The sequence below is a fragment of the Streptomyces caelestis genome (assembly GCF_001279005.1).
Classification (GTDB): domain Bacteria; phylum Actinomycetota; class Actinomycetes; order Streptomycetales; family Streptomycetaceae; genus Streptomyces; species Streptomyces heliomycini.
The window spans coordinates 98604-112198 of the sequence record NZ_LGCN01000196.1 but is presented as its reverse complement, the minus strand read 5'-3'; the positions used below and the strand labels follow the sequence as shown (position 1 = coordinate 112198).

At 73.2% G+C, this 13595-nt stretch carries 11 protein-coding genes and 1 pseudogene; 7 read left to right on the top strand and 5 right to left on the bottom strand.

From position 1 onward, the window contains the following. The first annotated feature begins 208 nt into the window (after positions 1 to 208). From ADK41_RS18375 to ADK41_RS18360, 4 genes are all read left to right on the top strand, one after another. Positions 209 to 2041, top strand: a complete 1833-nt coding sequence (locus ADK41_RS18375; protein WP_030822466.1) for an ABC transporter ATP-binding protein — start codon at positions 209 to 211, stop codon at positions 2039 to 2041. Continuing rightward, the gene (locus ADK41_RS18370; protein ID WP_030822463.1) at positions 2038 to 3819 is read left to right on the top strand and encodes an ABC transporter ATP-binding protein; all 1782 of its coding nucleotides are present in this window, start codon (positions 2038 to 2040) and stop codon (positions 3817 to 3819) included. Before ADK41_RS18375 ends, ADK41_RS18370 begins: the two co-directional genes overlap by 4 nt. A 471-nt stretch (positions 3820 to 4290) precedes the next feature. Then, positions 4291 to 4761: a DUF5709 domain-containing protein gene (locus tag ADK41_RS18365; protein ID WP_030822461.1), complete on the top strand. Its 471-nt coding sequence runs from the start codon at positions 4291 to 4293 to the stop codon at positions 4759 to 4761. 15 nt (positions 4762 to 4776) lie between these two features. Next, the gene (locus ADK41_RS18360; RefSeq protein ID WP_030822459.1) at positions 4777 to 5031 is read left to right on the top strand and encodes a type B 50S ribosomal protein L31; all 255 of its coding nucleotides are present in this window, start codon (positions 4777 to 4779) and stop codon (positions 5029 to 5031) included. 20 nt (positions 5032 to 5051) lie between these two features. On the opposite strand, the gene ADK41_RS18355 is transcribed toward ADK41_RS18360, so the two are convergent. Continuing rightward, a complete protein-coding gene (locus tag ADK41_RS18355; protein ID WP_030822457.1) occupies positions 5052 to 5846 on the bottom strand; it encodes a metal-dependent hydrolase in 795 nt (264 codons plus the stop codon). 145 nt (positions 5847 to 5991) lie between these two features. On the opposite strand from ADK41_RS18355, the gene ADK41_RS18350 reads away from it, so the two are divergent. Next, positions 5992 to 8505: a DEAD/DEAH box helicase gene (locus ADK41_RS18350; protein WP_030822455.1), complete on the top strand. Its 2514-nt coding sequence runs from the start codon at positions 5992 to 5994 to the stop codon at positions 8503 to 8505. Positions 8506 to 8524: 19 nt separating this feature from the next. Continuing rightward, entirely contained in the window at positions 8525 to 9391 is an 867-nt protein-coding gene (locus ADK41_RS18345) for an acyl-CoA thioesterase (RefSeq protein WP_030822454.1), read from the top strand. Between the two features lies 1 nt (position 9392). On the opposite strand, the gene ADK41_RS18340 is transcribed toward ADK41_RS18345, so the two are convergent. From ADK41_RS18340 to ADK41_RS43245, 3 genes and pseudogenes are all read right to left on the bottom strand, one after another. Next, a complete protein-coding gene (locus ADK41_RS18340) occupies positions 9393 to 10313 on the bottom strand; it encodes a DUF6397 family protein (RefSeq protein WP_078661852.1) in 921 nt (306 codons plus the stop codon). 126 nt (positions 10314 to 10439) lie between these two features. After that, positions 10440 to 10847: a roadblock/LC7 domain-containing protein gene (locus ADK41_RS18335; RefSeq protein WP_030822447.1), complete on the bottom strand. Its 408-nt coding sequence runs from the start codon at positions 10845 to 10847 to the stop codon at positions 10440 to 10442. A 172-nt stretch (positions 10848 to 11019) separates the two neighbouring features. Next, positions 11020 to 11561: pseudogene (locus ADK41_RS43245) on the bottom strand (GTP-binding protein); the annotation flags it as partial. Between the two features lie 476 nt (positions 11562 to 12037). Between ADK41_RS43245 and ADK41_RS18330 the strand changes: the two are divergent. Further along, the gene (locus ADK41_RS18330) at positions 12038 to 12637 is read left to right on the top strand and encodes a class I SAM-dependent methyltransferase (RefSeq protein WP_030822445.1); all 600 of its coding nucleotides are present in this window, start codon (positions 12038 to 12040) and stop codon (positions 12635 to 12637) included. 24 nt (positions 12638 to 12661) lie between these two features. Here the strand turns inward: ADK41_RS18330 and ADK41_RS18325 are convergent, their stop codons facing one another. Beyond that, positions 12662 to 13543 (bottom strand): oxygenase MpaB family protein, encoded by an 882-nt coding sequence (locus ADK41_RS18325; protein ID WP_030822442.1) that lies wholly within the window; start codon positions 13541 to 13543, stop codon positions 12662 to 12664. Positions 13544 to 13595: the final 52 nt, after the last annotated feature.

The following is a 13595-nucleotide window of genomic DNA, read 5'->3' as shown; positions in this document are numbered from 1 at the left end:
CGGCGGCGCCGGCCGCCCGGGCCGCCGGTTCCGTGCGGGCCGCCGGTTCCGTGCGGTCGTGTGGAAAACCGTTTGCCTCCCGGTACGCAGCGGGGTCAACCTGTCACGGTTTGCTGCCTCCGTCCTCGGACGGCGCGCAGCCGTGCCCGCACGCCCCTCCGCCTTCTCCCGTCTCCACCGCCCCTCTGATCCGAGCCACTGGGACGTCATGCAGATCCAAGACCTTCCGTTTCCCGACCCGGGGGCGCCCGACGCGCGCTCGGGCCCCCGATTCCTGTGGTGGCTCTTCCGGAACCAACTGTCCGGCCAGCTCAAGTCGCTGGCCTGGGGCCTGCTGCATTTCGCCTCCGTCGCCTCGCTGCCGTTCTGCGTCGGCGTCGCGGTCCAGGCCGCGGTCGACCGCTCCGGCGGCCGGCTCGCGCTGGCCGGCGGTCTGATGGCGTTGGCCTGCGCGGGCAACGCGGTCGGCGACACCTTCCTGCACCGCGCCGCCGTCACCAACTGGATCACCGCGGCGGCCCGCGTCCAGCAGCTGCTGGCCCGCAAGGCGGCGGCGCTGGGCTCCGCGCTGACCCGGCGGGTCGCCGCGGGGGAGGTCGTGGCGGTGTCCACCGGTGACGTCGAGAAGATCGGGTGGTTCGTGGAGGCCCTGTCGCGGTTCACCGCGGCGGCGGTCACCATCGTGCTGGTCTGCGTCGGCCTGGTCGTCTACCAGCCGGCGCTGGGGGTCGTCGTCGCCGTGGGACTGCCGGTGCTGGCGATCGCGGTGCTGCCGCTGCTGCCCCGCGCCACCCGGCGGGCGGACGTCCAGCGCGAGAAGGCCGGCCGGGCCACCGAGCTCGCCTCGGACACCGTCGCCGGGCTGCGCGTACTGCGCGGCATCGGCGGCGAGGAGCTCTTCCTCGACCGCTACCGCCGTGCCTCCCAGGAGGTCCGCCACGCCGCCGTGCGCAGCGCCAGGATGTGGGCCCTGATCGCCGCGATCCAGGTACTGCTGCCGGGGATCCTGCTGATCACGGTGGTCTGGTACGGCGTCCATCTCGCCCGCGAGGGCCGGATCGCCGTCGGCGAACTGGTCACCGTCTACAGCTCGGTCATGGTGCTCACCTACCCGCTGCGGCACCTCGAGGAGATCGCGATGGCGTACTCCTTCTCGCGTCCCTCGGCGAAGCGTGCCTCGCGCGTGCTGTCCCTGGAGCGGGCCACGGACACCACGGGATCGCGCGACGCCGAGAACCCGTCCGGCGACCTGTACGACCCGGCGACCGGTCTGCTCGCCCCCGCGGGCCGGCTCACCGCCGTGGTGTGCGGGGACCCGGACGCGGCGGGACGGCTGGCCGAACGGCTCGGCGGACACGCCTCCGAGCAGGGCGCCCCGGTGCTGCTCGGCGGGGTGCCGCTCGACGAACTGCCGCTGGACTCCGCCCGCCGGGCCGTCCTCGTGCAGGACAAGGATCCGGTGCTGCTCTCCGGCACCCTGCGCGAGCTGCTCGACGTACCGGCGTCCGGTGCGGTCGATCCGCGCGACGCGCTGGACGCCGCGCGGTGCGGGGACGTGCTGGCGGCGCTGGTCCAGGGCTCGGTGGACGCCGCGGACCCGATGGACGCGCGGATCACCGAGCGCGGACGGTCCCTGTCCGGCGGGCAGCGCCAGCGGCTCGCGCTGGCCCGGTCGCTGGTCACGGACCCCGAGGTGCTCGTCCTGGACGAGCCGACCTCGGCCGTCGACTCGCACACCGAGGCCCGTATCGCCCAGGGGGTGCGGGAACTGCGGGCGCGGCGCACCACCGTGGTGTTCACCTCCTCCCCGCTGCTGCTGGACCGCGCCGACCGGGTGGTGTTCCTGCACGACGGCGCCGTCGCGGCCGTCGGCGACCACCGTGAACTGGTGCGCGCCGAGCCGCGGTACCGGGCCGTGGTGACGCGTGAGACCGAGGACGAGGCCGCGCGGGCCGGGGTCCCGGGCGAGGACGGCTTCCTGCGCGAGGACGAGGTCCTGCACCGACTGGAACAGCTGGAAGAGATCGAGGAGACGGCATGATCGGCGTGGCGCCACCGGCCTACGACCCTGCGGCCCCGACCACGGCCGCCACGCTGCCCGTGGGCGCGCCCTCGACCGTCCGCGCCTACGTGGGCGAGCTGCTGCGCAGGCACCGCCGTGCCTTCGCGCTGCTGGTCACCGTGAACACGATCGCCGTGGTCGCCTCGATGGTGGGCCCGTATCTGCTGGGCGGACTCGTGGAACGGGTCTCGGACCGGGAGCGGGAGCTGCATCTGGGGTTCACGGTCGCGCTGTTCGTGCTCGCGCTGGCCGTCCAGGCGGTGTTCGTCCGGCAGGTACGGCTGCGCGGGGCGATGCTCGGCGAGCGGATGCTGGCCGATCTGCGCGAGGACTTCCTGGTGCGGTCGGTCGGGCTGCCGCCGGGTGTGCTGGAACGGGCGGGCACGGGTGATCTGCTGTCGCGGATCACGACCGACGTCGACCGGCTCGGCAACGCGATGCGCGAGGCCGTGCCCCAGCTGGCCATCGGCGTGGTGTGGGCGGCGCTGCTGCTGGGCGGACTGGTCGTCACGGCGCCCGAGCTGGCTCCGGCCGTGCTGGTCGCCGTGCCGCTGCTGGTGGTCGTCTGCCGCTGGTACTTCCGGCGGGCGCCGGCCGGCTACCGCTCGGAGGCCGCCGGTTACGCCGCCGTGGCCGCCGCGCTCGCCGAGACCGTGGACGCGGGGCGGACCGTGGAGGCGCACCGGCTCGGCGAGAGTCGCGTGGCCCTGTCCGACCAGCGGGTCAGGGAGTGGACGGCCTGGGAGCGCTACACGCTCTGGCTGCGGTCGGTGCTCATCCCCGTCATCGACCTCACCCATGTGACCGTGCTCGGCTCGGTGCTGATGATCGGCGGGGTGTTCGTCCTGCAGGACTGGATCGGTGTCGGCCAGCTGACCACGGGCGCGCTGATCGCGCAGATGCTCGTCGACCCGGTGGGGCTGATCCTGCGCTGGTACGACGAGCTGCAGGTGGCACAGGTGTCGCTGGCCCGGCTGGTCGGGGTCCGGGACATCGAGCCCGACGCCGGTGACGCCGGGCTCGCCCCCGAGGGGCGCCGGGTGCACGCGGACCGGGTGCGCTTCGGCTACCGGGAGGGCGTCGACGTGCTGCGCGAGGTGTCCCTCGAGGTCGCCCCCGGGACCAGGCTGGCGCTGGTCGGTCCCTCGGGCGCGGGCAAGTCCACCCTGGGCCGGCTGCTCGCCGGGGTCTACGCGCCCCGGGGCGGGCGGGTCACCCTGGGCGACGCCGAGCTGTCGCGGATGACCGCGGAACGGGTCCGGGAGCACGTGGCCCTGGTCAACCAGGAGCATCACGTCTTCGTGGGCTCCCTGCGCGACAATCTGCGGCTCGCCAGGACGCAGGCGGAGGACGCCGACCTGTGGGCGGCGCTCGGGGCGGTCGACGCGGACGGCTGGGCCCGCGCGCTGGACGAGGGCCTGGACACCGAGGTCGGCTCCGGCGGGGTCGCGCTCACCCCGGCCCAGGCCCAGCAGATCGCGCTGGCCCGGCTGGTGCTGGCCGACCCGCACACGCTGGTCCTGGACGAGGCGACCTCGCTGCTCGACCCGCGCGCGGCACGGCACCTGGAACGCTCCCTGGCCCGGGTCCTGGACGGCAGGACCGTCGTCGCCATCGCCCACCGTCTGCACACCGCCCATGACGCGGACGTCATCGCCGTCGTGGAGGACGGCCGCATCAGCGAGCTGGGCAGCCACGACGACCTGGTCGCGGCGGACGGGGCCTACGCGGCGCTGTGGCGCTCGTGGCACGGCTGAGCGCGCCGCCCCGGCGGGGGCGGGCCCGTGGGCGAGGTCCCCTCGGGTCCGCCGGTGTGGCCTCGGGCCGGCCCGGAACCCCGCCGCCCGGACCTGCGGCACCGTGCCGTACCCCTGGCCGGCCGCCGGCTCGGGACGTCCGACGCCCCCGGCAGCGGCGGGACCGGGGAACGCGGCCCGCGCCGACTGCCGTACCCGTGCGGGTCTTCCGGCCCGGGGACGATTCCGGGCCGTGGACCGGGGCGCCGGCGAGGGTGCCGGGCGGGGCGGGGTGAGGATTCCGGGCGCGCGGCCCGCCGGTGGTGTGCCGTTGCGCGGTGGGGAACTCCGGTGGAAGGCTGGAGTCAGGCACCGGCTCGGGGACGCCCGGGCCCGGCGGACCGGGCACGGACGGCGCCAGTGCCCCGTGCAGCGGCGACCCGCCGCGGTCCACGGTGAGAAGGGGCCCGTCCCCACCCCCTGGAGGTACCTGTGAACAGCGCCGACGGATGGGGAGATGACGTCTACCAGCCCGACGGTTCCGAGCAGAGGGAGGACACCGGGCTGCTCGACGCGGAGGACACCCTTGAGTACGACGGGGTCGACGATCCCCTCGACCGGGGCTGGTCCCCGCCGGAACGCCCCTGGGCGGTGGAGCACACCGGCGTGACGGCTGAGGAACGCCACCGGGGCGAGACCCTGGAGCAGCGGCTCGCCGAGGAACAGCCCGACCCCCTCGCACCCGACGGCGACGGCCTGGGCGATTCGCAGGACACCGACGGGGAACTCGTGGACAACGAGGTGGGTGCCGCGCGTTCCGGCCGGCTCGTGGCCCCCGATGAGGGGGCGCACGAGGACGAGGAGGAGTCCCTGGTCGCCATGGACGTCGGCATCGACGGCGCGGCAGCCTCCGCCGAGGAGGCCGCGATACACGTCGTCGACGAGGACAACCTGCCGGGCTGACCCCGAGGAGCACTCATGCAGCAGGACAAGCACCCCGACTACCACCCGGTCGTCTTCCGTGACCGTGCCGCCGGATACGCCTTCCTCACCCGGTCCACCGCCACCAGTGACCAGACCATCGAGTGGGACGACGGCGAGACCTACCCGGTGGTGGAGGTGGAGATCTCCTCGGAGAGCCACCCGTTCTACACGGGCAGGGCCCGGACCGTGGACACGGAGGGCCGCGTCGCCCGCTTCGAGCGCCGGTACGGCGGCGGGGGTTCCGGCTGAGTCCGGGACAGGGGTGTTCCTCAGATCACGTTGAGCGCCGCCGCGCAGCCCACTCCGCCCAGCAGCATGAACACGGGCATCAGCACCTTCAGCTCCACCCAGCTGCCCGCCCGGAACCGCATCGCCTTCGGCGGGCCGATCGGGTACCAGCGCTTGCGGCCCACCGGTATCGGCCACAGGATCGGGCAGCCGGAGACGGTCAGCGCGTCCCCGATGTCGTGCACCAGCGCGCCCAGCACGATCGGCAGCCCCAGCCACAGGTACTCCTGGCCGGGCGCGGTGAACAGCCAGTCCGAGCCCATGCCCGGCTGGTCCAGGACGTCCGCGATGATCCAGGCGCTGGTCGCCGCCAGCAGCCACACCAGGACATCGCTGCTGGAGCCTCGCGTCGCCCGCCACAGCAGGCCCTCGATGGCCAGCACCATGTGCACGAAGAGGATGGCCAGCACCGCCCAGCGGCCGCCCGTGATCGCCAGGGTCGCGGCGCCGGCGCCGATCAGGACCGCCCACAGCCAGGTGTGGGTGAGCGTGCGGTGTCCGCCGGAGCGGCGCGGGTCGCCCTGCTTCTTGGTGGCCTTGTAGACGGCGTAGGACAGCTTGTCGACGATCTCGCACAGCCGCCGGGACACGGGTCCGAAGGCCCGCGAGATGGTGGCCGCCTTGTGGTCCAGGTCCGGGGCGAGGGCGGCGCCGGCGCATATCAGGGCGCCTGCCAGGAGGACCGGCCAGGGCATGGAGTGTCCGGCCGCGGCCGTCGCCGCGCCGACCCCGAGCCAGGCCGCGGCGCCCGACAGTGAGTGTGCTGGTCCCATCATCGCCGTTGCCCGTCCCATTCCTCGTTCGCCGCTGTCCGGTCGACCGGGCGCGTTGGCGCTCCGCCGGCGACACAGCGTAGCGTTCGCGATCTTCGCTCCCGCAGCCGATTCCCCCATCGGGCGGGCGGGCAGGCAAGATGGGGGCGTGACCCTCATCGATCAGCTGCCGCCGACCGCCGACCCCGACGCCCTTTACGAAGCCTTCGAGTCGTGGGCCCGGGAGCGCGGTCTCACGCTCTACCCCCACCAGGAGGAGGCGCTGATCGAGGTGGTCTCCGGGGCGAACGTGATCGTGTCGACGCCCACGGGCTCCGGCAAGAGCATGATCGCGGCGGCCGCCCACTTCGCCGCCCTGGCGCGCGACGAGGTCACCTTCTACACGGCCCCCATCAAGGCGCTGGTGTCGGAGAAGTTCTTCGAGCTGTGCAAGATCTTCGGCACGGAGAACGTCGGCATGCTCACCGGCGACGCGTCCGTCAACGCCGACGCCCCGGTCATCTGCTGCACCGCCGAGGTGCTGGCGTCGATCGCGCTGCGCGACGGCAAGGACGCCGACGTGGGCCAGGTCGTGATGGACGAGTTCCACTTCTACGCGGAAGGGGACCGCGGCTGGGCCTGGCAGATTCCGCTGCTCGAGCTGCCGCAGGCGCAGTTCGTGCTGATGTCGGCGACGCTCGGCGACGTCTCCTTCTTCGAGAAGGACCTCACCCGCCGCACCGGCCGCCCCACCTCCGTGGTCCGCTCCGCGACCCGGCCCGTGCCGCTGTCCTACGAGTACCGGTACACGCCGCTCACCGAGACGCTCACCGATCTGCTCGAGGCCCGGCAGGCGCCGGTCTACATCGTGCACTTCACGCAGGCGCAGGCGGTGGAGCGGGCGCAGGCGCTGATGAGCATCAACATGTGCACGCGTGAGGAGAAGGACCGGATCGCCGAGCTGATCGGCAATTTCCGCTTCACCACCAAGTTCGGCCGCAATCTGTCCCGCTACGTCCGGCACGGCATCGGCGTCCACCACGCCGGCATGCTGCCCAAGTACCGGCGGCTGGTGGAGAAACTCGCCCAGGCCGGTCTGCTGAAGGTCATCTGCGGCACCGACACGCTCGGGGTGGGCGTCAACGTCCCCATCCGCACGGTGCTCTTCACGGCCCTGACCAAGTACGACGGCAGCCGTGTGCGCACCCTGCGGGCCCGTGAGTTCCACCAGATCGCGGGCCGTGCCGGCCGCGCCGGCTTCGACACCGAGGGCTTCGTGGTGGCCCAGGCTCCCGAGCACGTCATCGAGAACGAGAAGGCGCTGGCCAAGGCCGGGGACGACCCGAAGAAGCGCCGCAAGGTCGTGCGCAAGAAGGCGCCCGAGGGTTTCGTCGCCTGGAGCGAGCAGACCTTCGAGAAGCTCATCGCCTCCGAGCCGGAACCGCTGACCTCCCGCTTCCGGGTCACGCACACCATGCTGCTGTCGGTGATCGCCCGGCCCGGCAACGCCTTCGAGGCCATGCGACGGCTGCTGGAGGACAACCACGAGCCGCGCAAGCAGCAGTTGCGGCACATCCGGCGGGCGATCGCCATCTACCGTTCCCTGCTGGACGGCGGCATCGTCGAGAAGCTCGACCGGCCGGACGCCGAGGGCCGGATCGTCCGCCTCACCGTGGACCTGCAGCAGGACTTCGCGCTGAACCAGCCGCTGTCCACGTTCGCGCTGGCCGCGTTCGAGCTGCTGGACCCCGAGTCGCCGTCGTACGCGCTGGACATGGTGTCCGTCGTGGAGTCCACGCTGGACGATCCGCGCCAGATCCTCGCCGCTCAGCAGAACAAGGCGCGCGGCGAGGCGGTCGCCGCGATGAAGGCCGACGGTGTGGAGTACGAGGAGCGCATGGAGCGGCTCCAGGACATCACCTACCCGAAGCCGCTGGAGGAACTGCTCTTCCACGCCTACAACACCTACCGCAAGAGCCACCCCTGGGTCGGTGACCATCCGCTGTCGCCGAAGTCCGTCATCCGGGACATGTACGAGCGGGCGCTGTCGTTCACCGAGCTGGTGTCCCACTACGAGCTGGCCCGCACCGAGGGCATCGTGCTGCGCTACCTCGCGAGCGCCTACAAGGCGCTGGAGCACACCGTCCCGGACGACCTGAAGTCGGAGGACCTGGAGGATCTGATCGCCTGGCTGGGCGAGACGGTGCGCCAGGTCGACTCCAGCCTGCTGGACGAGTGGGAGCAGCTGGCCAATCCGGAGGAGATGACCGCCGAGGAGGCGCAGGAGAGGGCCGACCAGGTCAAGCCGGTCACCGCCAACGCGCGCGCCTTCCGCGTCCTGGTCCGCAATGCCATGTTCCGCCGGGTCGAGCTCGCCGCCCTCGATCAGGTGGGGGAACTGGGCGAGCTGGACGCCGAGGCCGGCTGGGACGCGGACGCCTGGGGCGAGGCGATGGACAAGTACTGGGACGAGCACGAGGAACTCGGCACCGGTCCCGACGCCCGCGGGCCGAAGCTGCTGCTGATCGAGGAGGAGCCGCAGAACGGGCTGTGGCGGGTCCGGCAGATCTTCGACGACCCGAACGGCGACCACGACTGGGGCATCAGCGCCGAGGTCGACCTCACCGCCTCCGACGCGGAGGGCCGTGCGGTCCTCCGGGTCACCGATGTCGGCCAGCTGTGAGCACAGGAGAATCCCACCCATGACGAATCCGGCCGAGAGCCTCGTCGCCCTGCTCGACCTGGAGCAGATCGAGGTCGACATATTCCGTGGCCGCAGCCCGCAGGAATCCCTCCAGCGGGTCTTCGGCGGCCAGGTGGCCGGCCAGGCCCTGGTCGCCGCCGGCCGCACCACGGAGGGCGACCGTCCCGTGCATTCCCTGCACGCGTACTTCCTTCGTCCGGGCCGGCCCGGGGTGCCGATCGTGTACCAGGTCGAACGGGTGCGTGACGGCAGGTCGTTCACGACCCGCCGGGTCACCGCGGTGCAGCAGGGCCGCACGATCTTCAATCTGACCGCCTCCTTCCACAAGCCTGAACAGGGAAGCTTCGAACACCAGTTGCCGCTGGCCCGTGAGGTGCCGGACCCCGAGTCGCTGCCGACGGTGTCGGACGAGATCCGTGAGCATCTGGGCGCGCTGCCGGAGCAGTTGGAGCGGATGGCGCGCCGCCAGCCCTTCGACATCCGCTATGTGGACCGGCTGCGCTGGGACGCCGACGACGTCAGGGGCTCCGAGCCGCGCAGCGCGGTGTGGATGCGCGCGGTCGGCCCGCTCGGCGACGATCCGCTGGTGCACACCTGTGCCCTGACGTACGCCAGCGACATGACCCTCCTGGACGCCGTGCGGATCCCGGTGGAGCCGCTGTGGGGGCCGCGTGGCTTCGACATGGCGTCGCTGGACCACGCCATGTGGTTCCACCGTCCGTTCCGCGCCGACGAGTGGTTCCTGTACGACCAGGAGTCGCCGATCGCCACGGGCGGGCGGGGCCTGGCCCGCGGCCGTATCTACGACCTGGAGGGCCGGATGCTGGTGTCCGTCGTCCAGGAAGGGCTGTTCCGGGCTCTGTAGATCACCGGTTTCCGCGCCACCACCGGGCCGGCAGGCCGCGGGACGTCCCGCGGACCGGCTCGACGGCTTCCCGTCTCCGCCGGTCCGGCCCGGGGCGGCGGGGAGCGGGACGGGGCGCCGGCCGGTGTGCCCGCGCCTCCTCCGTCAGTCCGGTCAGGTCGGCCCGCAGCCGGGCGACCTCGTCCGGGTCCTGAGCGGTCATGAGCTCTTCCGCCGGGTTCGCGGCCGGTGAGCCGGGCGCGCCGTGGGACGGTGGCGGCCTGCGGAACCGGTTGAGGTGGGAACGGTCATGGGGGTCCGGGACGGCCTCTGCCGCGTGCAGCGGGTCGAGCAGCGACGCCACGGCCCCGGCGCGCGCCCAGGGGTCGTCGGCCCGGCGGAGCAGGAAGCCCGGCTGCCGGGTGCGCCAGTTCCGCGGGCGCAGGTCGACGCCGGTGTCGAGCAGGCTCCTGAGACTCTCGGGCGTGCGCCCCGTCAGCAGGGGTGCGTTCCTGTCGTCGGCCGCGAAAAGCCGTAGCTCCTCGGCCGGATGGAGCCAGACCACGGCGCGGTAGCGGTTCAGGTGGAACCTCACGGGTACCAGCAGCCCCAGCCGCGCGAGGCGGGTGAAACGGGTCTTCGTCACGTCGATGAGGGCCGCGCCCTCCGTGGTGCCCACGGCCTGCGCGCTCCGGCGCAGGGCCTCCGGAAACCCCGGTCCGGCACGGAGCCGATCGATCTCGGCCCGGTCCACCCGTCGGCCCCCGCCGTCGTCGCCGGGAAGCACACGGATTCGCCCGAGCTGCACGGCGAGGTCGAACTCGGTCTCTTTGAGGCCGGGTTCGCGGGCCGCACGGCCCGGGCCGACCCAGGCGTCCCGGGCCGCCACGGGCCGCTCGGCGGTGGCGGTGGTGTCGTGCGCGTCGACGTGCCGTACGGGCATGTTCGTCCTCCCCGTGGAGAGTGGGCGGCCGGCGCCGGGTGCGCCCGCCCGGAAAAACCGTAGCCGCTTCGTCACTTTCCGTGGCGAGCCTGTGGACAACTCCACAGTGGAGGACGAACTCGCAGGTCAGAGGTCTGTGCCGGGTTCCGGCCGACGGGCGTCCACGTCCAGGTGCTCGCCGACCCGGTTGACCAGCAAGGTCATCTCGTACGCGATCCGGCCGATGTCGGCCTCCGCCCCGCTGAGTACGCACAGGCAACTGCCGGTGCCCGCCGCGGTGACGAAGAGCACCGCGTCGTCGAACTCGATCATCGTCTGGCGCACCCCGCCCGCGCCGAAATGCCGTCCCGAGCCCTTGGCGAGGCTGTGCAGTCCGGACGAGACGGCGGCGAGGTGCTCCGCGTCCTCGCGCCGCAGCCCCGTGCTCGCGCCCGTCACCAGCCCGTCGTTGGACAGGACCAGCGCGTGCCGTACGTGTTCGACTCGTTGGGTCAGGTCGTCCAGCAGCCAGTCGAGTCCCCGGTTCTGCGCCATGTCGTGTGTCTCCCCCTGGTCTTCCCCGTGGTCTGCCCCCGTGTGCCGTTCCCTCCTGGCGGGAGGGCCCTCGCGCCAGCCTTCCCCACGACCGGGCGCCGGGCAAGGAGGACGGGGCCAAGGGGCGGAAGATGACCGAGGAACAGTGGCGCGAGCCCGGATCCCGCGGTCGTCCCGCCGAGTCGAGCAGCCGGGCGGTGTGCACCCGTCCGGCGTGCTCGACGAGCCGGATCGGCACCCCCTTCCCCGAGTCGCGCCCGCCGTGCGTCGCACCGCACGACGGGCGTTCCGGCGTCCGGGTCGAGCGTGCGGCGGACGTCTTCCGCGTCGTGGCGCCGGGCTCCCGCGAAGCGGGTGAGGGCGACGGCGGACGGGATCCGCCGGTGCGCGAGGCAGTCCGGGGAAGCGGTCCTCCGGGCGTCGGGGTCCGCGAGGACCACCGCGCCCGGGCGCCCCGCGCCGGCTCGTCCCACAGGAACCGGAAGCAGTCCTGCCCCGAGGTGCCGAAGAGGCACGGGGAGAGTCCCGAGCCGATGACGAGGCGTTCGAGGTCCAGGGCGACGGTCGTGGTGACCTTCCGGTCCACGCCGTCGGTGTCGTCCACCGGCCGGCTTCGCCGAGCAGTTCCCCGGTGCGCGGCGCCCGGATCTCGCCGACCGCACCCGCCGGGGTGGTCCCGCCCACGCCGAATCCGCCGGCGGCCAGTGTCTCCAGCGCCGGCGCGGCCGTCTCGTCGCCGGGGGCGTCGGAGTGTTCGGGGACCGTCGATCGCTTCTTTCCAAAGTGCCGGCCGCGGTCGGCGGGGACACGGGTGTGCCGCGGGCCCGGGAGGCGTCGCCGCGCGGCGTCCCGGCCGAGGTGCGGTGTCGCCCACGGAACCCCCGGCCCCTCGGTCGCCTCGCGGAGAACGCGCTCGTGGGGGCGGATGCCGGTGGCGGCGAGCGCGGACGTGCGGCGCGGCCTGAGGGCGGCTTCGGCGCAGGCCGTCGCGTACGACAGCACGGGGCGCCCGTCCCAGGGCGACGTGGTCCAGGGGCCCCTGGCCCCGGACGCCGGAGGGCGCGGACGCGCGAGGGGAACGCGTTTCGGAAACGGCCGGAACACGGCACGGCGGCGCATGGGAACGACCGCGTCACGCTCGAACGTGCGCACAAGGGCACCGCCCGTCCCGGTGAGGGATCATGCGGAGCATGAGCGACGACCACACACACGTCCAGGAGTTCTTCACCGCGCGTGCCGCCGACTGGGACCGCCGCTTCCCCGACGACGGTCCGGCCTACGCCGCCGCGGTCGCCGGACTCGGTCTGCGCGAGGGGGACCGGGTGCTCGACGCGGGCTGCGGCACCGGGCGCGCCCTGCCTCCGCTGCGTGCGGCCGTGGGACCCTCGGGCGTGGTCCTCGGCGCGGACCTGACGCCGGCCATGCTGCGGGAGGCGGCACGGGCCGGACGGGACCGCGACGGGGCGCTGCTGCTGACCGACGTCGCCGCGCTGCCGCTGCGCCCGTCCGCGCTGGACGCCGTGTTCGCGGCGGGTCTGATCGCCCATCTGCCCGACCCGGCCGGCAACCTCCGGGAGATCGCGCGGGTGGTGCGGCCGGGTGGCGTGCTCGCGCTGTTCCATCCGATCGGCCGGGCGGCGCTCGCCGCCCGGCAGGGCCGCACGCTCACCCCGGACGACCTCCGCGCGGAACCGCATCTCCGGGCGCTGCTGTCCCGTTCGGGATGGCGCATGACGTCGTACGCCGACGAGGACACGCGCTTCCTGGCGCTGGCCGTCCGCGCGGACTGAGGCCCCGGCCACGCGGCCGGGCGCTCAGTCCGGGTGCCGCACCGGGCAACCCCGCAGTCCCGGGACGGGGTCGGTGCCCAGGTCGGCCAGCCGGTAGCCGTTCGGATAGCCCTTGATCTCCCGGTTCTGCCGGGCGAAGTGCGGGGCGCGCCGCGGCGGCAGCAGTCGGACCGCGCGGCCCCGCAGCCGCACCGCGCGGCGCACCCACGCGCGGGTGGCCGCGCTCGGCGGGGTGTAGCGGAAGGCGCGCAGAAGGGGTTCGTCGAGCAGCGCGAGCGTGGCGGTGCGCAGCACGGGGGCGAGTGGGCGCGGATACCAGGAGGTCATGAGGTCGAGCGTGGCGTCCGAGACCCGCCGCGCGCCCTCGTCCCAGGCGAAGTGGGCCTCCTCGTAGGCGTCCAGGAAGCTTTCGAACTCCTCGTAGGACCCGGGGATGTCCTTGATGCCCATGTGCCGGCCCAGGGTCCGGTAGTGGACGGCGCCGGCGACGGTCTCGTGCCGTGACAGCCTGCGCCAGCCGTAGGAGTCGATCCACCGCTTGGGCATCACCACGAACGTGCACAGGACGTACCGCATGTCGTCGTCGGGGATGTCGTAGGCGCGGTGCATCCGGTTGATGCGGCGGATCGCGGTCCTGCCCCGGCTGCTGCCGAATCCGTGCTCGACGACGGCGTCCAGGAGGAGGGAGGTGTCGTCGTAGCGTTTCTGGGGCCGGTCGGTGAGCTCCGCGGTCTCGGCGAGCAGGCGGCCGATCCGGGGAACGGCGTAGGTGCGGTAGAGGGCCAGCTCCAGGGCCCGGGTGAAGTCCCAGGGGAACTCGTAGGCCGCGCTGAGCCGGTAGATCTCCGTGGCCTCCCGGTAGGGGTCCATCCGCCGGATCCGTTCCAGCCGTTCGAAGCGTCGCACCGTGTTGCCCCCTTCTGCCGTCGGAACCGCAACTCTACGTTGAGTGGCAGGA

Bases quoted from the DNA above. Each gene is read 5' to 3' on its own strand.
- ADK41_RS18360 (WP_030822459.1), top strand. From the start codon at position 4,777: ATGCAGCAGGACAAGCACCCCGACTACCACCCGGTCGTCTTCCGTGAC.
- ADK41_RS18375 (WP_030822466.1), top strand. From the start codon at position 209: ATGCAGATCCAAGACCTTCCGTTTCCCGACCCGGGGGCGCCCGACGCG.
- ADK41_RS18340 (WP_078661852.1), bottom strand. From the start codon at position 10,313: ATGCCCGTACGGCACGTCGACGCGCACGACACCACCGCCACCGCCGAG.
- ADK41_RS18345 (WP_030822454.1), top strand. From the start codon at position 8,525: ATGACGAATCCGGCCGAGAGCCTCGTCGCCCTGCTCGACCTGGAGCAG.
- ADK41_RS18370 (WP_030822463.1), top strand. From the start codon at position 2,038: ATGATCGGCGTGGCGCCACCGGCCTACGACCCTGCGGCCCCGACCACG.
- ADK41_RS18355 (WP_030822457.1), bottom strand. From the start codon at position 5,846: ATGATGGGACCAGCACACTCACTGTCGGGCGCCGCGGCCTGGCTCGGG.
- ADK41_RS18330 (WP_030822445.1), top strand. From the start codon at position 12,038: ATGAGCGACGACCACACACACGTCCAGGAGTTCTTCACCGCGCGTGCC.
- ADK41_RS18335 (WP_030822447.1), bottom strand. From the start codon at position 10,847: ATGGCGCAGAACCGGGGACTCGACTGGCTGCTGGACGACCTGACCCAA.